The organism is Paenibacillus terrigena DSM 21567, assembly GCF_000374845.1.
Taxonomy (GTDB): Bacteria; Bacillota; Bacilli; order Paenibacillales; family Paenibacillaceae; genus Paenibacillus_K; species Paenibacillus_K terrigena.
Genome location: NZ_KB895417.1, coordinates 79335 through 102596 on the forward strand (window position 1 = coordinate 79335; position 23262 = coordinate 102596).

19 protein-coding genes are annotated in these 23262 nt (G+C 49.8%); 18 read left to right on the forward strand and 1 reads right to left on the reverse strand.

The genetic code is table 11. The features are described from left to right. Positions 1–129: 129 nt before the first annotated feature. From C558_RS0116525 to C558_RS0116595, 15 genes are all read left to right on the forward strand, one after another. A complete protein-coding gene (locus C558_RS0116525) occupies positions 130–462 on the forward strand; it encodes an antibiotic biosynthesis monooxygenase family protein (RefSeq protein ID WP_018757397.1) in 333 nt (110 codons plus the stop codon). Between the two features lie 74 nt (positions 463–536). Further along, positions 537–2186, forward strand: coding sequence for an AraC family transcriptional regulator (locus tag C558_RS0116530; RefSeq protein ID WP_018757398.1), 1650 nt, complete (start codon positions 537–539; stop codon positions 2184–2186). A gap of 123 nt (positions 2187–2309) precedes the next feature. After that, positions 2310–3296 carry an ABC transporter substrate-binding protein gene (locus C558_RS0116535; RefSeq protein ID WP_018757399.1) on the forward strand — a complete coding sequence of 329 codons (987 nt, stop codon included), beginning with the start codon at positions 2310–2312 and terminating at the stop codon, positions 3294–3296. Positions 3297–3319: 23 nt separating this feature from the next. Further along, the gene (locus tag C558_RS0116540) at positions 3320–4330 is read left to right on the forward strand and encodes a FecCD family ABC transporter permease (protein ID WP_026263957.1); all 1011 of its coding nucleotides are present in this window, start codon (positions 3320–3322) and stop codon (positions 4328–4330) included. Further along, positions 4323–5348 carry a FecCD family ABC transporter permease gene (locus C558_RS0116545; RefSeq protein ID WP_018757401.1) on the forward strand — a complete coding sequence of 342 codons (1026 nt, stop codon included), beginning with the start codon at positions 4323–4325 and terminating at the stop codon, positions 5346–5348. The genes C558_RS0116540 and C558_RS0116545 overlap by 8 nt, the downstream gene beginning before the upstream one ends. Positions 5349–5359: 11 nt before the next feature. Next, positions 5360–6121 carry an alpha/beta hydrolase gene (locus C558_RS0116550; protein ID WP_018757402.1) on the forward strand — a complete coding sequence of 254 codons (762 nt, stop codon included), beginning with the start codon at positions 5360–5362 and terminating at the stop codon, positions 6119–6121. 54 nt (positions 6122–6175) lie between these two features. Next, on the forward strand, positions 6176–7018 hold the full coding sequence (locus C558_RS0116555; RefSeq protein ID WP_018757403.1) for an alpha/beta hydrolase: 843 nt from the start codon (positions 6176–6178) through the stop codon (positions 7016–7018). Positions 7019–7169: 151 nt separating this feature from the next. Continuing rightward, positions 7170–8813: a sensor histidine kinase gene (locus C558_RS0116560; RefSeq protein WP_018757404.1), complete on the forward strand. Its 1644-nt coding sequence runs from the start codon at positions 7170–7172 to the stop codon at positions 8811–8813. Next, on the forward strand, positions 8810–9541 hold the full coding sequence (locus C558_RS0116565) for a LytR/AlgR family response regulator transcription factor (protein ID WP_018757405.1): 732 nt from the start codon (positions 8810–8812) through the stop codon (positions 9539–9541). Before C558_RS0116560 ends, C558_RS0116565 begins: the two co-directional genes overlap by 4 nt. A gap of 118 nt (positions 9542–9659) precedes the next feature. Next, entirely contained in the window at positions 9660–10898 is a 1239-nt protein-coding gene (locus tag C558_RS0116570; RefSeq protein ID WP_018757406.1) for an L-lactate MFS transporter, read from the forward strand. A gap of 282 nt (positions 10899–11180) precedes the next feature. Continuing rightward, complete coding sequence (locus C558_RS34970) at positions 11181–15365, forward strand: S8 family serine peptidase (RefSeq protein ID WP_018757407.1); 4185 nt, start codon at positions 11181–11183, stop codon at positions 15363–15365. A gap of 209 nt (positions 15366–15574) precedes the next feature. Then, complete coding sequence (locus C558_RS0116580; protein WP_018757408.1) at positions 15575–16456, forward strand: ABC transporter ATP-binding protein; 882 nt, start codon at positions 15575–15577, stop codon at positions 16454–16456. A 75-nt stretch (positions 16457–16531) separates the two neighbouring features. Next, positions 16532–17272, forward strand: a complete 741-nt coding sequence (locus C558_RS0116585) for an ABC transporter permease (RefSeq protein WP_018757409.1) — start codon at positions 16532–16534, stop codon at positions 17270–17272. Beyond that, a complete protein-coding gene (locus C558_RS0116590) occupies positions 17273–18448 on the forward strand; it encodes a sensor histidine kinase (RefSeq protein WP_018757410.1) in 1176 nt (391 codons plus the stop codon). 6 nt (positions 18449–18454) lie between these two features. Next, the gene (locus tag C558_RS0116595) at positions 18455–19060 is read left to right on the forward strand and encodes a response regulator transcription factor (protein ID WP_018757411.1); all 606 of its coding nucleotides are present in this window, start codon (positions 18455–18457) and stop codon (positions 19058–19060) included. 502 nt (positions 19061–19562) lie between these two features. Here C558_RS0116595 and C558_RS0116600 read toward each other — a convergent pair. After that, positions 19563–20402 carry an AraC family transcriptional regulator gene (locus C558_RS0116600; protein WP_018757412.1) on the reverse strand — a complete coding sequence of 280 codons (840 nt, stop codon included), beginning with the start codon at positions 20400–20402 and terminating at the stop codon, positions 19563–19565. 119 nt (positions 20403–20521) lie between these two features. Between C558_RS0116600 and C558_RS0116605 the strand changes: the two genes are divergently transcribed. The 3 genes from C558_RS0116605 to C558_RS0116615 all read left to right on the forward strand — a co-directional run bounded on the left by C558_RS0116605 (position 20522) and on the right by C558_RS0116615 (position 23192). Beyond that, positions 20522–21844, forward strand: a complete 1323-nt coding sequence (locus tag C558_RS0116605) for an alpha-L-fucosidase (protein WP_018757413.1) — start codon at positions 20522–20524, stop codon at positions 21842–21844. 137 nt (positions 21845–21981) lie between these two features. Beyond that, positions 21982–22443, forward strand: a complete 462-nt coding sequence (locus C558_RS0116610; RefSeq protein WP_018757414.1) for an RrF2 family transcriptional regulator — start codon at positions 21982–21984, stop codon at positions 22441–22443. 104 nt (positions 22444–22547) lie between these two features. Further along, the gene (locus tag C558_RS0116615) at positions 22548–23192 is read left to right on the forward strand and encodes a nitroreductase family protein (RefSeq protein ID WP_018757415.1); all 645 of its coding nucleotides are present in this window, start codon (positions 22548–22550) and stop codon (positions 23190–23192) included. Positions 23193–23262: the final 70 nt, after the last annotated feature.

Genomic DNA, 23262 nt, shown 5'->3' on the forward strand with positions numbered 1-23262 from the left:
GGTACCCGTTTTGTTTTGTCCCAAGATCGTAATTTCTTTGCCACGCATTTTTATTTGACATTGATAATCATTATCAATAGAATGTGAGTATACATACACGTTCATAGAAGACCATGGGAGGGTAGCGAAATGTTCATTGAGACGAAGACGATTGTCGTGAAGGAAGGATTCTCGGATCAAATCGTTCAGCGCTTTACGGGCGAAGGGATTATCGAGAAATCGGAGGGGTTCATCGATTTGAGCGTGCTCGTGAAGCGTACGCGTCGCGGCAGCGATGAAGAAGTAATCGTGCTGATTCGCTGGAAATCGGAAGAAGCATGGAAGAAATGGGAGACGAGCGAAGCGCATATTGAAGGACATCGTCAATCCAGAGGGAAGCCGCAGCCCGAATATATGGTTAGCCGATCGCATGCCACGTACGATGTGGCATCCTCGAAGAGCGGCGTGTCATCCATAGCATAGCGATAAACGAATGAAGCTATCGCCCCCATGTGCGGGGTTGATAGCTTTTTTCAACTGACAAAGGAAGTGGTTCAATGACCCGAGGAGAGCAACAATCTGGAACAATAAACTTGAATGATGACAACATGATGGAAGGCCTCATGTTCCGTCTTCGCGACGCAACTTGTCTGCAAGGGGAAGCGCTGAATATTCACCCGCAATTGACGCAGTCGCATGTGCTGATCTATGTCCGTCAGGGACAGGGCAGCGTGACGATTGATGAGACGTCACACCGGATGCAGCCGCATGCGGTTTATTTCTGCCCTGCAGATAATACATTCAGTGTGGAATCGAATCCAGCGTCCTATGTCGAGCTCTATCTATTCCGTATCGATATCTATCAAGAGCGGGGTGGATTCAAGCGGCGACTGCATCCTGTGCAGGGCGAACTATTGCCTTGCCGCGGCGAGGTTGTAGTCCTGCCAACAGATACCCTCGTTCCGCTGTGCGAGTCTATGCTGCACGATCGAGAGAGCCATGATCCATTGGAACGATTCCGAAGCCAATATACATTCGAGCAGTTCATCTATCATGTTATGCAATTCTACCGACTTAAGCAGCAGCCCTCCAGCTCCACCTTGGAACAAGTGAGGTTGCATATGGAGCGGCACCTGGATCAAGGCATGACCATCGAGCAGCTTGCTCGCATGATGGATTTAAGTCCGAAATATTTTGGTGATGTATTCAAGAAGCATTATGGGACGAGTCCTATGGATTACTTGACGGAGCTGCGCATGAACCGCGCCAAGCTGCTGATGGCGAGGCCCAATCTGAAGCTGCGCGATATCGCGCATCAGGTTGGCTATCAGGATGAGTTCTATTTCAGCCGCAAGTTCAAGAAGGAGATTGGCGTAGCACCAACCGTCTATATGAAGCGCAAGCGCAGAAGAATCGCTGCCTACAGTCTGAACATGATCGGGCTCTTGCTACCGCTTAGAATCATTCCTTACGCGGCCCCGCTGCATCCCAAGTGGACGGCCTATTATTATCGAACCTACCATGCGGATATCCCGGTGCATCTCCGTGCGTATCGGCAGCATGATGCCTCTTCCTCGAAGATTCAGGAGCTAACGGAGCATAGCCCAGAGCTCATTCTATGTCCAGCAGAGGCATCAAGCAAAGAGAAGGAACAGCTTGAGCGGATTGCGCCGGTCTACTATATTTCCGCACAAGGCCTATCTTGGCGAGAGCAGCTGAGGCTTACGGCGGAGCTGTTAGGAGAGACAGAAGAAGCCGAGACATGGCTGGGCAAATATGAGCAGCAGGTGAACCGTGCGAGAGAAAAGCTGCATGCTGCGGTACAAGGGGGAACCTGTCTTATCATTCGCATTACGAGAAATGCGATTTATGCCTACAGCAATCGAACGATGGCTGAGATCTTCTATGGCGATTTGCAGATGAAGCCTGCAGTGGTGTACCGTGAGGCGATCTATGAGGAACGATTGTCAATGGAGGCTTTGGTCAAGCTCGATGTGGATTATTTGCTTGTGCTTGTTCAGCAAGAAGAAGAGACGCTGCAGCATTGGGAAGCAGTGCAGCATGCACCGAGTTGGCAAGAAATGAAGGCCGTCCGGCTGCGCCACCTATATCGGCTGAATTCTGACCCTTGGCGACATTATACCGCGGATGCGATGGAGAGAGTCGTGCAGGAGACGTTACAGCTGCTATCAGGAAATCGTCCATGAGAATTGCCGGATAATGTCCATTGTCCATGGTTAACCCTGCCCCTATAATTAAGAATGAGAATCGTTATCAATCAGGATGAAACGATTTCTAGATGAAATGGAATAGGGAGATGGAGAAAGAACATGAAGAAGTTATTAATGATCAGTATGATTGCGCTTCTCGCAGCAGCCCTTGCTGCATGCGGTTCAAAGGCAGATACAGCAACGCCAAAGGCAGAGACAACGACGACATCAACGGCTGCGGAGCCGGCAGAGAGTAAGACAGACGGCGCAACGCGCGTTATTCAATATTTAGGCCAAGAGTACACTGTACCTGCCAAAGTCGAGCGGATTGCTATCACCGGCACCGTGGAGTCCATGGAAGATGCATTGGTGTTGAATGTTGAACCGGTTGGGGCGATGACTTCGGGCGGGAAATTCGCGGAGATGTTCAAGCCGATTACGAGTAAGAGCGAATCAACCGGGGAGAAAATTCAACTGAACTTCGAGAGCATTCTGAAGATGAAGCCGGATGTCATTCTGAGTTCCACGAAGTTCAAGCCGGAAGTGGGCGAGAAGCTGAGCAAAATCGCACCAACCTTCCCGGTATCCCACTTGTCGGAGAACTGGGACGCGAACCTTCGCCTGCTAGCTGAATTGACTGGCAAGCAGGATCAAGCGGAGCAAATTCTGAAGCAATACCAAGATGAGCTGGAAGTGACGAAGGGTAAAATCCAAGCTACCCTCAAAGATAAGAAGGTCATTGCTGTTCGTGTTCGCGCAGGCAGCCTGATGCTCTACTCCGACAAAGTATTCTTCAACCCATTGCTGTACACGGATCTTGGATTTACAGCACCGGAGGAAGTGAAGGCAGCGAAAGGACAAGAGACGCTCTCCCTTGAGAAATTGAGTGAGATGAACCCGGATTATATCATCCTTCAATATTCTGAATCTGAGAACAAAGCAACACCTGCCGTGATGAAGGATATCGAGGGCAACCCAATCTGGAAGAACTTGAAAGCCGTGAAGGACAACCAGGTCTTTGTTAACCTCATCGACCCGGATGCACAAGGTGGAACAGCATGGAGCAAGATCAACTTCTTGAAGGCGCTGGCTGAGAAGTTGAACTAATGACAATGAAGTGAGTGGTATGTATGCGACGAGTTAAAGGAATAGGGAGCCTGCTCCTATGGGGCTCCCCCCTCATCATGGTCGGCATTGTGATCGCATCGATTCTATTTGGCGCGAAGAACTTGCCCATGAGCACGGTGTGGGATGCACTCTTTCATTTTGACCCCGAGAACGTCGATCATCAGATCGTGATCCACTCACGATTGCCAAGAGCCATCGGAGCGCTCCTGATCGGAGCGTTCTTGGCTGTGTCCGGGGCATTGATGCAAGGGATGACACGGAATTATCTTGCTTCACCATCGATCATGGGGGTCTCGGACGGTTCGGCCTTTGCCATTACGATCTGCATGGTGTTCATGCCGGAGAGCAACTCGGCGATGGAGATGATCCTCTTCTCGATGATCGGCTCATTGATCGGAGTGGCGGTTGTCTTCAGCCTCGCAACACTGGTGCCTGGCGGCATGTCGCCTGTGAATATGGCCGTGATTGGGTTGATAACCGGGACGTTCCTGAGCGGTGTATCGGCGGGGCTTGCCTCCTATTTTCAGATCTCGCAGGATGTGAGCTTCTGGTATAATGCCCGGATGCATCTCATGACGCCGGAGCTCGTGAAGGTCGCGATCCCATTCGGTATTGTCGGCTTGATTCTAGCGGTGGCGATCTCGAAATCGGTGACGGTGTTATCGCTCGGTGAAGATATCTCGAAGGGGCTTGGCCAGCGCACGGTGCTGGTCAAAGTGATTGCGACGCTAGCCGTCGTCATGCTGACCGGCATTTCGGTCGCGCTTGCAGGGAAGATTGCGTTCGTAGGGCTCATCGTCCCACATATTACGCGATTCCTTGTCGGCATTGATTATCGACGGATTGTTCCGATCGCAGGCGTCCTTGGAGCGATATTCCTTGGTCTATCCGATGTGCTCAGCCGGTTCTTGAATTATCCGTTCGAGACGCCGATCGGCGTCGTTACTTCACTGATCGGCGTACCGTTCTTCCTCTATTTAATACGTAAACGAGGGGGCGGCAAGCATGCATAATCATTCCGGAACGACGCGATTCGGATTCGTACTGTTGATCGGATGTCTTCTGACGTTGGCTGCCGTATATGTCAGCCTGACCAACGGTGCATTCGACATGACGCTTGCGGAAGTGGTGAAGACGCTGTTGCGGATTAACCCGGATCCATCGCATGATCTGGTCATCTTCGAATTCCGATTGCCACGAATCGTGATCGCGATGCTGGTCGGCTTCGGACTCGGGGTAGTCGGTGCGGTGGTGCAAGGTTTAATGCGTAACGGACTAGCAGATCCGGGGATTCTGGGGATCAATGCGGGCGCAGGGGCAGCCATCGTCGTCTTCATGTTCTTCTTCCAGGGCAGCATTCAAGGCGCGGGCTGGTTCGCCATGATGGCGAAGCCGTTATTCGGCCTTGCAGGCGGACTTAGCGCAGCCGCCCTCATCTACCTGTTCGCTTGGAATCGCGGGAAGCTGGATCCCCAGCGGCTTATTCTGGTCGGGATTGCGATCGGATCCGGCTTTGGGGCGGTTTCATTATTTTTATCGCTGAAGATGAAGCCGAATGACTTCGAGATGGCGACCGTCTGGTTAACGGGGAGCATCTGGGATGCCAATTGGACCTATATTGCCGCCATGCTGCCATGGCTGATTATTCTTCTTCCGATTATGATGTGGAAGGCTCATCTGCTCGACCTGTTCCAGCTCGAGGAGAACAGCGTGAAGAGTCTTGGGGTTGCTACAGAGAAAGAGAAGAGTATACTATTGCTCTGCTGTATCGGGGTGGTCAGCGCTTGTGTATCGGTATCCGGCAACATTAGCTTCGTCGGACTGATTGCGCCGCACATTACGAGAAGGCTGGTCGGCATACGCCATCGTTATGTGCTGCCGATTAGCGGCGTGATGGGTATGCTGCTCGTCGTAGCCTCCGATTTCATCTCGAAGACGGTATTTCAGCCGGTGGAGCTGCCGGTCGGCATTGTCATCTCGATTATTGGCGTGCCTTACTTCATCTATCTACTTCGTCGCGCACGGAAATAGGAGGCGAAGCCATGAAAGGACAAATCAGTATACATCAATTGGGGCAGCGCGAGCTGCTCATTTATTTACCGCCAAGCTATGACCTGATGGCGACAAGGATCTATCCTGTTGTGTACATGCATGATCGAGGGGATCTGTTCGATCCGGCTATTCATAATACGCTGCCTGAGATCGAAGCGCTGTTCGCGGAAGGTACGCTTCCCGAGATGATCTTCGTGGGTATAGCGTCTCATGCGCGAATGGATGACTATACGCCTTGGACTGCATCTCGGTTATCTGACCAACGAACCGTTTCAGACTTCGGCGGTCAAGGCGATAAGTACCTCTCTTTCATCGTGGAGCAGTGCAAGCCTTATATCGATAAAACCTTTCGCACGGATGCAAGAGCCGAAGTCACAGGGCTTCTCGGTAAGTCGCTCGGCGGATTGATCTCGATGTACGGGGCCTATCGACACCCTGAAACATTCGGAAGAATCGGCTCGATTTCCGGATCCTATTGGTACGAGGGGTTCGTGGAATTCATCGTCTCGCAAACGGTGGAGCGATGCGGGAATCAGAGGATTTATATGGATGTTGGGAGCCGAGAGGGTGAAGGTAAGCAGACGGTTCAACGGGAAATGGTGACCCGAACACAACAAGTGTATGCCCATCTGCAGGCTGTCGGACGGGGTTCCGAGCAGCTCTCGCTAATTATGGATGAGGGAGCGAGTCATGAGGCAGGGGCTTTTGCTCGAAGGTTCCCATCTGCGCTTACATGGCTTTATCGTGAATAGAAGGATGAAGGAGGCGTATCCATTCTGCATAATTCTGAAGATCGTACAACAGGAATGACCTTACCCATTCCGGGGCAGGAAGTGACGCTGCCGCGTACATGCAAGCAATATATACGTTCGAAGCAAGGGGATCGAGAATACCAGATTATGATCGCTGTTCCTCATGATCCACCACCCTCCACGGGTTATCCAATCATCTATGTGCTCGATGGCAATTCTGTATTCGGAACGATGGTGGAAGCGGTGCGGTTGCAGAGTCGTAGGCCGGAGAAGACAGGGGTTCTGCCGCATGTCGTCGTCGGAATCGGGTACCGGACGGAGGAGCCCTTTGACCCGACACGGATGGTTGACTACTCGCTTCCGATACCGCGTGATGAATTGCCGACATTACCAGGCAGAGAAGAATGGCCCGAACACGGCGGTGCAGATACATTCCTCCGATTCTTGGAGGAGGAAGTGAAGCCGTCGATTGAGCAGCAAGTGACGATTGATCGGGCGAGACAGAGCTTATTCGGACACTCGCTTGGAGGGTTATTCGTATTGCATACGCTGTTCACGAAGCCGACAACATTTCAGACTTATTTTGCAGGCAGTCCGTCCATTCATTTCGGTCGTCAGCTGCTGCGGGATGAAGAAGCGGAGTTCGTGCAGCGTTTGGATCAGCAGAAAATCGATGCGGGATTAATGATTGCTATGGGGGAGCTCGAAGAACGGCATCCGAGCCGTATGTTCGAACTTGCGGAGACGATGGCTGTACGCTTATCTTCCTTGGAGGGACAAGGACTCGAGGTGCAGTTCCGGGTTTTTGCGGAGGAGAATCATACGTCGGTGCTCCCGGTTCTGATTAGTCGGGCATTGCGCTACGCAAGCAGAACGTGCACGGACAATATGAAATAAGAGAAGGTCAACCCTGTGATGTCGGGTTGGCCTTTTTTGTCATTCATCGGAGTGGGTTCTATAAATGAAAATTGGCTCATGTGGTACACTATACAGATGTGCATCAAGAATCCACAACAAGACTTCGCAGGAAGTGAGGTGAATAAGGACGATGCTGTTGCAATTATTCGAACGTGCTGCCTTATTGCTCATTATATTATTTTTCATGATCCGTATTTCGAGTGTCAGACATGTGCTGCAGAAAGACACGCAATCCCCGAGAGAGTACGCCGTTATTACGTTGATCTTCTGTTTGTTTGCGATTTTCGGGACCTATTCAGGGATTGATGTGGAAGGCTCGCTCGTCAATGTCCGCATTATTGTGATTATGTCCGGAGGGATTCTATTCGGCCCTTGGGTAGGGATTATTGTCGGTTTCGTGTCGGGTATCCATCGTTATCTCATTGATATCGGCGGGGTTACCTCGGTCCCTTGTCTCATTACGAGTATCATCGCAGGGTTCGTCGCGAGTTTTATTCATTTGTGGATGGCCAAGTCTTGGCGCTGGCTTGCGGGAATTATCGCAGGGATGTTCTGTGAAGCATTAACGATGCTGCTTATTATTCTCTATGCGAATCCGCCCGAGCTAGGTATGGATATCGTCTCGAAGATCGCTGTGCCGATGATCGTTGGGCAGCTTAATGTGGGGCTTATTATCCTCTTAATTCAGAGCGTGGAGTCCGAGAAAGAGAATATCGCCGCCCGCCAAGCGAAGCTTGCGCTGGATATTGCGAACAAGACGCTGCCGTATTTTCGCTCGGTCAATCCCGAATCGCTACATACCATCTGCGGTATTATTCGAGAAGATATCCAAGCGGACGCTGTGGCGATAACGGATTTACGGAATGTACTCGCCTATGTAGGGTTCGGCGAAGACCGCTATTCTATACATCATGAGATTATTACCGACCTGACGAAGGAAGTGATTCGAACCGGCGAATTTAAGATGAGTAACCATGCCATCCATGAGACAATGCCGGGCATTCAATCGCTCCTTATCATTCCACTGAAGGAACGAGACGAGGTGACGGGTACGCTCAAGATCTATTATCGCAAAGCATCTAAAATTACCTATTCGCTGCAGACGATGGCGGTCGGTCTCTCGCAGATTATCTCTACCTTGATGGAGGTTTCACGCGTAGGGGAAATGAAGGAGATGGCCAATAAAGCAGAGCTGAAGGCGCTCCAGACAACGATCCAGCCGCATTTTCTGTTCAATGCGCTGAACGCGATTGGCTCCTCTATTCGAAACAAGCCGGATCGGGCGAGGGAATTAATCGTCAATCTATCCGGCTACATGCGATATAATCTGGAGCTGACGGACGAGCAAATCGACATTCATAAGGAATTAGAACAGGTCCGTAATTACGTCGAGATAGAGAAAGCAAGATTCGGCAATCGTCTCACGGTGGAATATGACGTTGATGAAGTCGTTGTTCAGATCCCAAGTCTTGTTATTCAGCCGCTCGTTGAGAATGCGATTATTCACGGTATTCTGAAGGAGAAGGGGCCAGGTACGGTGACGATATCCGTAAAAGATCGCGGAAATGCGATACGGATCGGGGTCATGGATACAGGGATTGGCATTGATGAAGCGGTCATCGAAAATGTGCTGAATGAACGTATTGCCGCGCATCATATTGGCCTTTTTAACGTGCATAAACGGGTTCAGCTGCTCTACGGCCATGGACTGACGATTCGTCGTCTGGAGAAGGGAACCGATATTTTTTTTGATATACCAAAGGAGACATCATGAGAGCGATAATCGTAGAAGATGAAGTGCTAGCAAGAGAGGAACTGGAGTTTCTGATCACAGAGCATAGCCAGATCGACATTGTGGAACGGTTCGAGGATGGACTTGATGTCTTGAAGTATCTGCAGGAGTATGAGGTGGATGCGATATTTCTGGACATTAATATTCCTTCCTTGGATGGGATGCTGCTCGCGAACAATATTAGCAAATTCGCACGCAAACCGTTCATTATCTTCACGACCGCATACAAAGAACATGCTGCGCAGGCATTCGAACTCGAAGCATTCGATTACATTCTGAAGCCTTACGATGAACGCCGCATTGCGGCGATGCTCCATAAGCTCGAGGCAGCTTACACGAGGAACGAAAAACCATCCGATCGACGACCGGCGGCGATGCCCAGCAAACGGATCAATCTGCTCAAGAATGATAACATCATCGTGACGGATTCCGGGGAGATCTATTACGCCGAAGCGCAGGAGAAAGTAACACAAGTCTATACGAAGAGCGGGCAATACACGATGCCGATGAGCATCTCGGAGTTCCATGCCATGCTACCGCAGGATCAGTTCTACCGCAGCCATCGGTCTTTTACTGTCAATCTGAAGCAAATTCATGAGATTGTCCCGTGGTTCAACAATACGTATTTGCTCCGTTTGCGTGATTGTGACAAGGAAATTCCGGTCAGTCGCAGTAAAGTGAAAGAATTCAGGCAGCTCATGCACCTTTAAATGCAGTTCATTCCGGTTTCCCGTCATTTCATGCTGATATCCGCTGCTGTCGCGGTTTCTCTTGTAAGATGAAGCTACAACGAGAACACAAGAACAGCATGAAAGCGGGGGAATCGTGATGCAATCACCAAAAGCAAATCGATGGCTGATCGTATTAGGTACAATTATCGTTCAGATGGGGCTTGGGACAATCTATACATGGAGTTTATTCAATCAACCGTTAGAAGAACAGTTTGGCTGGGGGTTAAGCTCGATATCGATTACCTTCTCGATTACAAGCTTTGCACTTGCTTTTGCCACCCTGTTCGCGGGTAAAATTCAAGAACGTATCGGTATACGGCGGTTAATTCTTATCTCAGGGATTGTCTTGGGATTCGGACTTATGATGAGCTCGATGGCTTCATCGCTCTGGATGATCTACCTCTTCATGGGTGTTGTTGTTGGGTTCGCTGACGGTACGGCTTATATTACTTCATTATCAAACTTGATCAAATGGTTCCCGAATCATAAGGGGCTCGTATCCGGGATTTCGGTGGGGGCGTTCGGGTCAGGCAGTTTGATCTTCAAATATGTAAATGCCAGCTTAATTCAATCGGTCGGTGTGTCACAGACGTTCTTGTATTGGGGTATTATTGCGATGGTGATGATTGCGGCAGGTTCCTTCTTGCTTCGTGAGGCGGTTGTCACGACGGATGCAGCATCGCAGAGTGCGAAGAAGTCAATAAAGCGCGACTACACGGTTCGCGAAATGCTGCGTACCAAAGAAGCGTATCTGTTGTTCATTATTTTCTTCACCGCTTGTATGAGTGGATTGTATTTGATCGGGATTGTCAAAGATATCGGCGTGAAGCTTGCAGGATTAGATGTAGCCACAGCTGCGAATGCAGTCGCGATGGTCGCAATTTTCAATACGTTGGGTCGTATTATCCTTGGGGCTCTGTCAGATCGTGTCGGACGGATGAAAGTGGTCGCGGGTGCGATCTCTGCAACAGCGGTATCCGTTCTTGTATTAAACTACGTTCAATTAAACGAACTTATTTTCTTCGCTTGCGTGTCTGCCATTGCTTTCTGCTTCGGCGGTAACATTACGGTATTCCCAGCGATTGTGGCCGATTTCTTCGGACTGAAGAATCAGAGCAAGAACTACGGCATCATCTACCAAGGCTTCGGGCTTGGGGCACTAACAGGTTCCTTCCTATCGGCATTACTTGGCGGGTTCCATGTGACATTCCTGGTGATCGCTGTATTGAGCGCGGTATCCTTGCTCATCGCGATGTTCATTACACCTCCGGGTGAGGGGCGGTTGCGGAAGAACAAAAAAACTGTTGTTCTTCGTCAACAGCAGCAAGCAGGTTAAGCGTAGCAGTTACAGGAAACTGTAATAGGAAACTTTACGTAAAACACCGGATCTCGAAAGAGGTGCGGTGTTTTTGGTTTGAACCGAATTTGAGACTATGTTCCTACTAAAACTTTATAGCCAATCCATTAAACTAATGGTAAAATTTTCTTGTCTACTTCTCCGCTATTCTTTTAAGGGTTAATTAAATTACATAGATGGGAGGGTGTAGTTTTTTTGTTGTCTAGATTTCCCCTTTCATAGTGCGAGAGAGTGCTATCTCAATTCATTGGAGGAATTTATTTGGGAATAAATCTATTAACTCGCAAATTATCTATTCTATCACTTACGCTTGGACTTGTTGTGGGTACCCTTCCGGGCCTGGCTTCAGCTGCGAACACATCGGAATTCCTTTTATCGGGTCAGAATCAGAAGGTACTGTCTATTGGGGGGAAAGATCAAAAGGCGACCATTTCATCTCGCCTGAATACGCGCTCGAATGAGAAGGTAAGAGTTATTGTTCAGCTAACGGGACAACCTGCTGCACTAGGTCAATACGCAGCACGACAAGGAAACAGATCTTTAGCATCGCAGGCTACAGAATCTACTGTGAATACACAACAATCATTTGTTCTTGATGAGGCCGCAGACCAAGGCATAGATATGCAAGTTAACTATCAATACAACACCGTATTGAATGGATTTGAAGTAACCATCCCAGCGAATGAAATTCCTAAACTAGCAGAGATTCCAGGTGTGAAGTCGATTCATGAGAACAGCACGTGGTATGCGGTCCCCATTGAATCTGATGCATCTGATGCGAATCCTAATTACGAGACAAGTCCTCTGAAGCAAATTGGTGCAATAGATGCATGGAAAAAAGGTTTTACAGGTAAAGGTCTGAAAATCGGTGTTATTGATACGGGGGTCGATTATACGCATCCTGATATCGAACCGGTCTACAAGGGAGGGTATGACTCCTTCTATAATGATCCCGATCCTTATGAAGAGGTGCCGATCAAACCTGAAGATGACGTCATAGGTAACCATAAAGGCTTTGGAGGAACGTATCACGGGACGCACGTGGCAGGGACCATCATTGGCCAATTCGCCAATAAGACTAGTGATATTGTGCAGAAAGGTGTTGCTTACGGTGCGGAACTGCATGTTTACAAAGTATTAGGACGCAGCCTAACGACACCTGACAAGTCCACAGGGACGACGGCGCAGGTCATTGACGGGATTGAGCACGCTGTGAAGGACAAGATGGATGTGATCAATCTATCGCTCGGTTCCGATGCCGTGAAAGATGTTAATTCTCCAGACGCCATTGCGATCAATAACGCGGTAATGTCGGGGATTGTCGCTGTTGTTGCCAGCGGAAATGCTGGCCCGGGGTTAGGTACCATGGGAGCTCCAGCAACCTCGCAGCTCGCGATATCTGTAGGCGCGGTGACAAGTGAGAGTAAGCGTTTCTCGGGTAGAACCGAATTAAGCTTTAGTTCGGTAACATCCGTAACTTATGATACGTATGCGCCGTTTCAAGTCATGGCTTGGCAGACCGCTCAAGAAGATTTCAAAGGTATGCTTGGGTCTGATCCCTATGAGGCGGTCTATGTCGGTCTAGGAATCGACGAAGATTACATGGGCAAAGACGTTGCCGGCAAGATCGCGCTCGTCTCTCGTGGAGCTTATCCATTCGTCAATAAGATTGCCGCAGCAAAAGCGCATGGCGCAAAAGCGGTTGTCATCTTTAACGGCCGAGCTGTCAATAGCGATCCGAGCAACCCAGAGAGTGCATTGGTGCCTGATCTAAGTGACGATATCCCGAATTTAAATGAATACTATGGTGGTAATTTGGGAGACAGTTTTGATTTTATCCCAACCTTTGATATAAGAGGCAAGCAAGGCAGAACGTTAGCCAGAGAACTTGTCAAAAATCCAAATAATAAACTGGAGTTAGCATTCAAAAAGGATTTAACTGTAACACCGATTCCTGGCGACTTCTTGGCGGACTTCTCCTCGTGGGGCCCAAATGGCGACCTCGATATGAGCATTAAACCGGATCTTATGGCGCCAGGGGTAAATATTTTATCGACATGGCCTGCTTACGGTAAGGGTAAACCGGAAGTGTCTTATGACGAGGCTTATAATCGGATCAGCGGAACAAGTATGGCGACGCCGCATGTTGCCGGTCTAGCACTTCTTCTCAAGCAAGCCCATCCAGAATGGACGCCTGCTGACATACGTTCCGCCTTGACCAATACGGCAGATCTGATTGTGGATGAGGATGAATATTTATACGATGTGTACCAGCAAGGCGCAGGCCGCGCGAATGTGGTGAATGCGCTAAAGACGCCGGCGCTGCTGCAGGCACTGGAGCCGATTACGATTCTGGATAAGAATTTCAATCCGATGAACATCATCAACTACAACTCTTCGGCCAGCTTTGGCGTCGTTGAAGCAGGTTCACCGGAGAAGGTGAAAAATCTGCAATTGAAAAATACGGGCAGCGAAGACTTAACCTATGAAGCTTCGGTCGATTGGTATACGGAACATGACGGGGTCGATGCTGCGCTTGATCGTTCAACGATTGCAGCCGCTGCGGGACAGACCGCACCGCTCCAATTGAAATTAAATGTTGGATCCGGAGCGGAAGAAGGGCTCTATGAAGGGCAAGTGACGGTTAAGCATCAGAATCTTCCTGCGCTTCATGTACCGTTCGTCGTCTATGTAGGCCCGGAAAAGCCGGTGCTTGAATTAGGCGTTGAAGATGTGGCGGTTACGAATAAAATCGTCTACCCGAACCGCAACAGTCAGAATGGAACGGAGTTATCGTTCAAAATATCACTTAAAGGTCTAAATGTCATCCGGACCGAAGTATCGGATCTGAATGACGAGACTTTAGGCTTTTACACGTCTGATTTCAATCCGGCTGGGTTCGAGCCGGGCTCTTACAAGTTGGAACAGCTGATCAGCAATGCATATCACCCTTATGACAGTGAAGGGGAACCGATCGTAGATCAGAACGGCAATCCAATGACGAGCTACTTAAAAGATGGCGTGTATTCGATTGCGGTCACGGCGTTAGAAGTCAATGCCAAAGGCGAAGTGGTGAAGGATAAAGCCGGGAATCCACGGATCTACTCGAGCTACACTTCTTACCGCGTCGATAACTCGACGGGAGGCGGAACGACACCTGGCCCAGATCCGAGCCCTAGTCCAAGTCCTGGCCCAAGTACATCCACACCTGCTCCTTCAGCGACCGTAACAGCGGCTGCGGGTGCCATCATTGATCAAGGCTTGAAGCAGGTTGCGGTGAGCTCGAAATCGACGACGGCCGATGGCGTAACGACAGTGACGGTTGCGGACAGCGATCTGAAAAAGGCCGTTGAATCGGCGGGCAGCACATCGGCGGCGGTGATCCTATCCGGATCGGCGAATGCAGGCACAGCGACGAAGGTGACGTTGACGGCGGAACAGATCAAGCAGCTTCAATCGATGCCATCGAAGAGCGTCATTGTCGTCAGTGCAGCAGGATCGGCGATTTCGATCCCTGTCTCCGTGTTTGCCAAAGCGCCAGCAGGCCAAGGATTTGAGTTGGTCGTGAAGCAGGTTGAAGATGCAAAAGCGAAGTTCGCGGCGAAGCTGCCTGGCGCGAAGGTACTGGGTACGCCGGTTGCATTCGAAGCATCTTGGGTAAAAGATTCGACGCGGACAGTGGTTCAAGTGCCGCATGCAACATTTATCAAGCGTTCGTTCTCTATTCCAGGCACAGTGGAACCGAATACGGCAGGAGTATTATTCGAAGAGAACGGCCTAATCACACCGGTTGCATCGGTGTTCACACCGCAAAAAGACGGCACGACGATTGTCACCGTATCACGTCCAGGCTTCTCGTTATTTGCTGCGCTTAGCCGCACGGTGAAATTCGATGATATTACTTCCTCATGGGCTGCATCCGATATTACAGCGCTCGCAAACAAGTTGATTATCGATGGAACTTCGGAGACGACCTTCGCGCCGAAGAACAACTTAACTCGCGCTGAGTTCACGGCATTGTTGGTTCGCTCGCTTGGCTTGCGGACGAACTCTGCTGCTCCGACCTTCTCCGATGTGAAGGGATCTGAGTGGTATGCCGGCGATATCGCGGCTGCATCGCAAGCCGGATTGATTCAAGGGCTAGGCAATGGACAATTTGCCCCGAATGCGAATGTAACTCGTCAAGAGTTAACGGTAATTTTAGCTCGTGCGTTGAAGTTAACGGGCGTTGAATTAAAAGCATCTAATCCGTCATTCCAAGGCTATTCGGACGATGATCAAATCTCCGATTATGCGAAGGAAAGCGTGAAGGCGTTGTCTTCGGCAGGCATTATTGGCGGAGACGATTCGCAGAAAGGACAGTTCCTTCCGACAACGGCAACGACGCGTGAGACGGTTGCCGCTGCGCTTCATCAATTGCTGACTAAAATCAAGTTTATCGATTAATCGCTCGACCAATTCAAAAAACGGCCTCCATCAGGATGATTCCTAATGGAGGCTGTTTTTTTGTCATTTGTGGAGATATGTCATGACTTTCTGACATTTGTCATATGGAATCTCTGACATCGTCCACTAACGAGCATGCTTCGCAATCCACTAGAATAAAGTCATAAGGAACACGCAAGAACAACACTTACGATAAAGGATGATGAACAATGACATATGCAATCGAAGTTAAAGACTTAGTGAAGCAATTCGGTGATTTTCAAGCCGTTGACCATATCGATATGAAATTCGAAACAGGCAAGATTACAGCGCTGCTCGGACCGAACGGGGCAGGGAAGACGACGACGATCTCGATGATTCTGGGACTGCTGAAGCCGACCTCCGGAACGATTCAAGTCTTAGGACAACCGGTGGGTACGAAAGCGCTGCGAGAGCGGGTAGGCGCAATGATGCAAGACGTGAAAGCGCCGGATGGGCTGCGCGTCGACGAAGTGCTCCAGTTGTTCCGCAGCTACTACAAGAAGCCGCTCTCCCTCACGCAGCTGCTCGATATTTCAGGGCTTCACGGTGAAGCGAAGCGCCGTGCTGCGTCCCTATCCGGCGGACAACGCCGCCGACTCGCTTTTGCCCAGTGTCTCGCTGGCGATCCGGAGATGATTCTACTGGATGAGCCTACCGTCGGGATGGATATCGAAGCGCGAGGCCGCTTCTGGGATACGATTCGGGCGATGGCTGCACGAGGACGCACGATTATCTTAACGACACATGACCTGGAAGAAGCGGATGCGGTGGCCGACTACATCACGATGATTGCCAAAGGACGAGTCGTAGCGGAAGGAACGCCGGCAGCCTTGAAAGCTCAAACAGCGCTGCGCACGATTTCGTTCCATGTACAGACGATCGTCACGGAGGCCGAACTGCTCTCCTTACCGGGTGTAGAGAAGGTAGAGATCACGGGTGCACGCATTCGATTGCATGTCCAAGATACGGATCGTATACTCGCGGAACTCTTAAAGACCTCATGGGGCGTCTCGGATATCGATGTCTCCTCTGCGAAGCTGGGCGATGCGTTCCGGATATTAACCCAATAAATTATTAACGACGTGATAGATAATACAAAACACCAAATGAAAACTAACGAACGAATCTTAGGAGGATTATCCATTATGAATATGTTTATTGCACAGACGAAAGCCGAAAGTATCCGTATTATCCGCAGTCCCTTCTTTATGCTCTTCTCGATCCTGATGCCGCTCGGCTTCTACTTCCTCTTCGCCAGCTTAAATGGCTCGGATATGAAGGTTCAATCGACGACATATGCACCCTTCGCGATGATTTCGATGACAGCATTCAGCTTGATTGGAACCGCGATGAGCCAGTTCGGCATCCGTCTTTCGTACGAACGTCGTGATGGTTGGGTACGTCTGTTGAAATTGACTCCACTAACACCTTCAACATGGATCGGCAGCAAAATGGTTGCACATATGATCGTACATTTGCTTACGATTATCGTGATTTTCGGAGCGGCAGGTTTGGTCTACAGCATCGATTTAACGGTCATTCAATGGATTGTATGCGGTGGTTGGTTATGGGTTGGCAGCTTGCCATTCCTAGCTATGGGATCTTTACTTGGGACGATGAAAAATGCAGATGCAGTCATTGCAATTGCGAATATTCTTCAAATGGGTCTTGCGATCTTGGGCGGTCTTTGGATGCCGCTGCATACCCTACCTACATGGATGCAAAATATCGGTGAATGGTTACCTTCGTACCGTTACGCGCATGGGGCTTGGAATATGTTGAATGGCAGTGGTCCGGCATTCCTTGATGTTATCATTCTGCTAGTCGTTGGTGTCGTGTTTATGGTACTATCAGGATACATTCTGAATAGACGGGAAGCGTTATAAGTGGAGAAGAGTAAATGGAGGTTGTTCCCGGAGCGGGAAGGGATCGTCCCCTATATCGCACTTGCCAATTGTGTTATTCCATTATTTTTTATGCTTCGAGAGCCTCTAGCCAGTGTCTGGCCAGGGCTCCTTTTGTTTGCGGTATTTCTTGTCGCTTATCGTGAGCAGTTCTGGAGAGTTCGATATGTTCAGCATCTCCTTATTGTTCAGCTCGTGATTATTCTGTTCTATGTGGTGGCCTATGAGCCAGGGTCCGCCTATCTAGGATTCATTCTGTCGTTACCGCTTAGCAAGCAGCGGCCTCGGTTTATTATGGTTGTTGCCGTTGTGTTCGCTGCCGTAACGGCTTGGGCTTCGATTCCGTATTTCGAGAAAATCGGCTCAGTGATGCTGTTCATCCTGATTCCGCCGATCTTCGGGGTATGCATCATGCCTTTCATCATTCGCAATGCGGCGAAGTTCAAGACGATGGCGGAACGGCTCAAAGCGGCAACCGAGCAGCTGGAGCGGATGGCGCAGCAAGAGGAGCGGCAGCGGATTGCCCGTGAGCTGCATGATACGCTAGGACATACGCTGTCGTTAATCGCGCTAAAGGGTGAGCTCACGGAGAAGTTAATTCCGCGTGCGCCGGAGAAAGCGATGTCCGAAGCGCGGGAGTTGACGGAAACGGCAAGATCGGCATTGAAGCAGATGCGGGAGCTTGTGACCGAGATGCGCGTGGTACGTCTGGCAGAGGAATATGCACATGCCCGGGCTCTATGCGCCGCGGCGGGAATCGCGCTGACGATTGAAGATCGCGTCTATGATCATAAGAAGGACAAGACTGCAGATGAGGCTCTTTCGCCGACGGCTCGAACGCCATTGTCTCCCTTACAAGAGACCATTCTTGCGATGAGCTTCCGCGAGGTGCTTACGAACGTTGTAAGGCATAGCCGTGCGACGGATTGCAGGGCTGAGCTGGAGATTCAAGAAGGTAGTGTCATCATGCATGTGATCGATAATGGACAAGGCATGGATGAGAAAGAAATCAAATCGGCGAGCGGCAGCGGCATTGCAGGTCTTAGACAGCGGCTGATGCTGGTCGACGGACATCTTACGATCCAATCTGCTCCGCAGGCCGGGATGCAGATCGGGCTACATATTCCGCGAACGATTCGCAGTCAACAAGGAGGTTGATCGAACATGATTCGACTGATATTAGGGGAAGATCAAGGGTTATTGCGCGGGGCGCTCGCGACGCTGTTGTCGCTCGAAGACGATATAGAAGTAGTCGGTCAGGCTGAGAATGGAGAGGTCGCGCTTCAACTGGTCCATGAACTGAAGCCGGATGTAGTCATTCTCGATATTGAGATGCCGCTCAAAACAGGGCTCGACGTGGCAGAGATCATGAAGCGGGATAATATCCCGGGTCGCGTCATGATTCTGACGACATTTGCTAGACCGGGGTATCTACAGCGCGGCATCGCAGCTGGTATCTCAGGCTACTTGCTCAAAGACACGCCAAGCCATGATCTCGCGAACGCGATCCGTCAGATTCATCAAGGGAAGCGGGTCATTAGTCCGGAATTATCGCTCGCCGTCTGGGAGGACCCATGTCCATTATCACCGCGGGAACGTGAAGTATTGAAATATGCGGCACAGGGGATGACGATGCAGGACATCGGCGCTACGCTATTCCTCTCTCATGGGACGGTTCGTAACTATATGTCGGAAGCGATGGGCAAGATTGGTGCCAGCACGCGGATCGAGGCGATCAGTATCGCGCATGAGAAAGGTTGGCTGGATTAGGCATAGTTGAAATTATAGGAACGCAAATTGGATCGAAAATAGATCGGATTTAGAAGGAGGGGCGGCCGAGGGGCGGCTCCTTTTGTTATCAAGAGGTGTCGTAACCGTATAAGGCGATCAAATAACTGCTAAAAGGCAGTTAATTAGAGGTTCTATGGTGAAAGGTGGGCAGATAACTGTTAAAAAGCAGTTACTTCGTAGACGACGCTTATAACAGCGAGCGCTGGATGCAGCTCGCGGTGCATGCCGGTTGCTAACGAACCGTAGGATGCTTATTGCGGCGAAAATCGCGGATTTGTCGCGCTAACGAATCGAGGGGAGGCTATTGGGCCGAAACTGGGCTTGAAAACCTCAATTTCGGCGGAATAGTGCTCCCAGGATTCGTTACGCTGCCGAATCGCGACTTTACGTGCGAATAAGAATCGCAGGGTTCGTTAGTCGCCCCGCCGAACCTGGGCGACTAGCCGCGCACGATAGCTCGCAGCGCGCCCTCCGCCCTCGTTCATGCATTCGTTCGATACTGCGCCCGATAAGCGGAAGGACTGTAACCCGTCTCTTTGCGAAAAATTTTACCGAGATGATTCGAGTCATCCCAGCCCGTAGCCTCAGCGATCTCCCCGATCGGCAGCATGGTGGTGGTGAGCAGCCGTTTGGCGTGCTGAATCCGCTTCTGGCGCATATATTTGAGCGGCGGCATGCCGAAATGTTTCTTGAAATATTTGATGAAATAGTTCGGGTGCAGATGGAAAGACTTCGCGATCTGGTCCACCGTAATTTGCGTATGCAGATGGCGTTCGATGTACTGCTGAATTTGGCTGAGCCGGTCAATCTCCTCTAGATGGGTATGTAGAATTTCAACGGGTACTGACTCGAGAAAATAAGCGATGAGCTGCAGTAGGATTGCTTTCTCCTGAAGCCTTGCGGGCAAAGATTGCTGCCTGACCAATATCGTCAACTGCTTGAACCATGACTCAACCTGATCGTAATCTTTTACACTTAAAATAAAAGGGACATCCAGCCACTGGAACAGATCGAACGGACCGACCTTGGCCGTAAAATGAATCCAATATTTGAAATACGTATTTGCATTAATCGCCGCGTAAGATTGCTCAATATGCGCGGGCATCAAACAGAGCTGTCCCGGCTTAGGGTAGAGCTCTTGTTCCCCAATCTGCAGCCAGCCTTCTCCCTCACAAATGAAATACAACTTGTTGTAATTCGGCGTATAATGCATATCCTGCCAGTCGGGCGGACACTTCGTCAGTCGTGCTTCGAGCAGGTGAATCTGCAAATTCTGCAGCAGTTCCTCGAAGACGTTATTCATCGTTCCCATGCGGTTCATCACCGTCCCACCTTGAAGTTAGTTTTATACGAAAGGAGGTTATTTTCACACCTGTCCATTATACCATAGCTCTGTTAAGCTGATTGCAACGACGAATATGAAAAGGGTGGCGAGAACATATGATTACGACGCAAAATCAGCTTATCGAGGAGCGTACAGAACGTACAAAATGGTTCCTGCAAGATCGATTCGGTATGTTCATTCACTGGGGATTGTATGCGATTCCAGCGCGCGGCGAATGGGTGCGTAATGGTGAGCGATTGACGGTGGAGCAGTATCAGCCGTATTTTGACGCGTTCAATCCACAGCATTATAATCCAGCGGAGTGGGCACGTGCTGCGAAACAGGCAGGGATGAAGTATGCGGTTCTTACCGCAAAGCATCATGACGGTTTCTGTCTATTCGACAGCCAATTGACGGATTATAAATCGACGAATACACCGTCCGGCCGCGATTTGGTGCGTGAGTTCTTGGATGCTTTTCGTGCGGAAGGGATCAAAGTCGGTCTCTATTACTCGATTATTGATTGGCATCATGAGGATTACCCGGCTTACGGCGATCTTCACCACCCAATGCGCGATAACAAGGACTATCAGCGTGATCCGAAGACGTTCCCGCGGTATCTCGAATATATGCACGGACAAGTCCGAGAATTGCTCGAAAATTACGGCAAACTCGACATCATGTGGTTCGATTTCTCGTATGGCGAAATGAGCGGCGAGAAATGGCGCGCGACAGAGCTGATGGAGATGATCCGCAGCATTCAGCCGCATTTGATTATCGATAACCGTCTGGAGGTGAACGATGGGCAGGCTTCGATCATGACGAATAACCCATCGGTCTATTCCGGGGATTTCTGCTCGCCAGAACAGATCATTCCGACGGAAGGCTTAACGGATAACGAAGGCCGTTCCCTCCCTTGGGAGGCATGTATTACGCTGAATAACAACTGGGGTTATGCCGCACATGACCATACGTACAAAACACCGCAGACGGTCATTCGCAAGCTCGTTGAATGTGTTAGTAAGAACGGTAATATGCTGCTGAACGTAGGTCCGAATGCGAATGGTGAAATTCCAGTTGAATCGCTTCGAATCTTGGAGGAAGTGGGCGAGTGGATGCGAGCGAACGGGGAGAGTATTTATGGCTCCGGAAAAGCCGACCTCCCGAAACCAGACTGGGGTCGTTACACGCAGAAGGGGAATACCGTGTATGCGCATATTTATGAGGAGAACATCGGACCGATTCATTTACCAGGCTTGGCAGGGAAAATCAAACAAGCACGCGTGCTCGCTGACGGTTCTGAAGTCTTCTTGTCACTGCCTTGGAATGCTTCCCAATATTCGACGGATGCGTTCATGAATTTCCACAGGCCGGAGCATTCGACCTGTCCGCTGCCGGATCCGCGCAATACCGTTATTGAACTGAAATTGATCGATTAAATCATAGATAGGGAAGACGGCTCTCGCTTTGGCGAGGGCTTTTTTCACCTGTCGATACGGTCTGCCATGCTTGCCGGAAACCTGCGATTACGATACAATGCAGGGAAGCAGTGACAATCAGCGGAGGGGGAAGGAACATGGAAGCACAGCAGCCATCGAAGAAACAGCCGAAAGCCTGCCCATCGACCTACAAAACGTTCAGCTTGTCATTACAAGCGTTAGTCATTCTTGCGAAGCATTCCAGTACATGTCCAAGCAGCGATATTGCCACTTACATGCAATCCGAAGCGACTTTGTTAAGACGTATTCTTGCTGTCTTAGCTCGGGAACATATTATTGAGACGCGTGAAGGACGCGAAGGCGGGTACCGTCTAAGCAAGAGTCCAGATTTGATTACGATGGCAGAAGTCTACTCGGCCCTTCAGATTGATGAAGCACGTTGCAGCGGGATGACAGAGGCAACAGGAGAGAATTCATTCGGTGTGAAAATGAAATCGGTGATGTTAGATATTACGTCTGAAATCGATCAGAGTGTGTTAACGGTACTGAACAAATACACGATAGCGGATTTGGTCGAGCGAACATGCGAGCCCGATTGACATCATAGAATCGCAGGTATATACTGTGCAAATAAGAGCACAGATAAACCAAACACTTAACTGTGCGAAATATAACACAGATGAATATTTAGGAGGAGTTAACCATGTCAACGCAAGTCGAACAGCAACAGGATTTTTTCAAGGTTGTCCATGAACGCCATTCCGTACGTTATTATGATCCTGCAGTGAAAATTTCGAAGCAGGAGTTAGAAGAACTCTTGCAGGAAGCTACGCTTGCACCTTCTTCAAGCAATCTTCAGCCGTGGCGTTTTCTCGTTATCGATGATCAGGACCTGAAGGAGAAACTGCTGCCTATCGCCTATAATCAACAACAAGTCGTTGATGCATCGGCCGTCATTGCTGTCTTGGGAGATATGAATTGGTACCACGAAGGGGAGAAAATCTACTCTAAATCTGTGGAAGCAGGTTACATGAGCGAAGATGTGAAGAAGCAAATGATGTCCACAGTGGAAAATGGATATCATCACATGGATGAAGCGCGCAAGAAGAAAATTGTGCATATCGATGGGGGCATCATCAGTATGCAATTGATGTTAGTGGCTCGTGCGAAGGGTTACGATACGGTACCGATGGGCGGATATGACGCTGCGAAGTTCAACGAAATGTTCCAAATTCCTGCGCATTACGAGAACATCATGCTGATCGCACTAGGTAAAGCAGCGAAGCCAGGACACCCGACAGTTCGTTTGTCTGTAGATGAAGTAACACATTGGAACAGCATGAAGTAAACCATAAAGAAACATGAGAAAGCAGGGTGCGCCCTGCTTTTTTTGCGTCTAAAAATATTTTTTTAAAATA

Bases quoted from the DNA above. Each gene is read 5' to 3' on its own strand.
- C558_RS0116615 (WP_018757415.1), top strand. From the start codon at position 22,548: ATGTCAACGCAAGTCGAACAGCAACAGGATTTTTTCAAGGTTGTCCAT.
- C558_RS0116525 (WP_018757397.1), top strand. From the start codon at position 130: ATGTTCATTGAGACGAAGACGATTGTCGTGAAGGAAGGATTCTCGGAT.
- C558_RS0116560 (WP_018757404.1), top strand. From the start codon at position 7,170: ATGCTGTTGCAATTATTCGAACGTGCTGCCTTATTGCTCATTATATTA.
- C558_RS0116570 (WP_018757406.1), top strand. From the start codon at position 9,660: ATGCAATCACCAAAAGCAAATCGATGGCTGATCGTATTAGGTACAATT.
- C558_RS0116555 (WP_018757403.1), top strand. From the start codon at position 6,176: ATGACCTTACCCATTCCGGGGCAGGAAGTGACGCTGCCGCGTACATGC.
- C558_RS0116545 (WP_018757401.1), top strand. From the start codon at position 4,323: ATGCATAATCATTCCGGAACGACGCGATTCGGATTCGTACTGTTGATC.
- C558_RS0116580 (WP_018757408.1), top strand. From the start codon at position 15,575: ATGACATATGCAATCGAAGTTAAAGACTTAGTGAAGCAATTCGGTGAT.
- C558_RS0116565 (WP_018757405.1), top strand. From the start codon at position 8,810: ATGAGAGCGATAATCGTAGAAGATGAAGTGCTAGCAAGAGAGGAACTG.
- C558_RS0116610 (WP_018757414.1), top strand. From the start codon at position 21,982: ATGGAAGCACAGCAGCCATCGAAGAAACAGCCGAAAGCCTGCCCATCG.
- C558_RS0116600 (WP_018757412.1), bottom strand. From the start codon at position 20,402: ATGAACCGCATGGGAACGATGAATAACGTCTTCGAGGAACTGCTGCAG.
- C558_RS0116585 (WP_018757409.1), top strand. From the start codon at position 16,532: ATGAATATGTTTATTGCACAGACGAAAGCCGAAAGTATCCGTATTATC.
- C558_RS0116540 (WP_026263957.1), top strand. From the start codon at position 3,320: ATGCGACGAGTTAAAGGAATAGGGAGCCTGCTCCTATGGGGCTCCCCC.
- C558_RS0116535 (WP_018757399.1), top strand. From the start codon at position 2,310: ATGAAGAAGTTATTAATGATCAGTATGATTGCGCTTCTCGCAGCAGCC.
- C558_RS0116595 (WP_018757411.1), top strand. From the start codon at position 18,455: ATGATTCGACTGATATTAGGGGAAGATCAAGGGTTATTGCGCGGGGCG.
- C558_RS0116530 (WP_018757398.1), top strand. From the start codon at position 537: ATGACCCGAGGAGAGCAACAATCTGGAACAATAAACTTGAATGATGAC.
- C558_RS0116550 (WP_018757402.1), top strand. From the start codon at position 5,360: ATGAAAGGACAAATCAGTATACATCAATTGGGGCAGCGCGAGCTGCTC.
- C558_RS0116605 (WP_018757413.1), top strand. From the start codon at position 20,522: ATGATTACGACGCAAAATCAGCTTATCGAGGAGCGTACAGAACGTACA.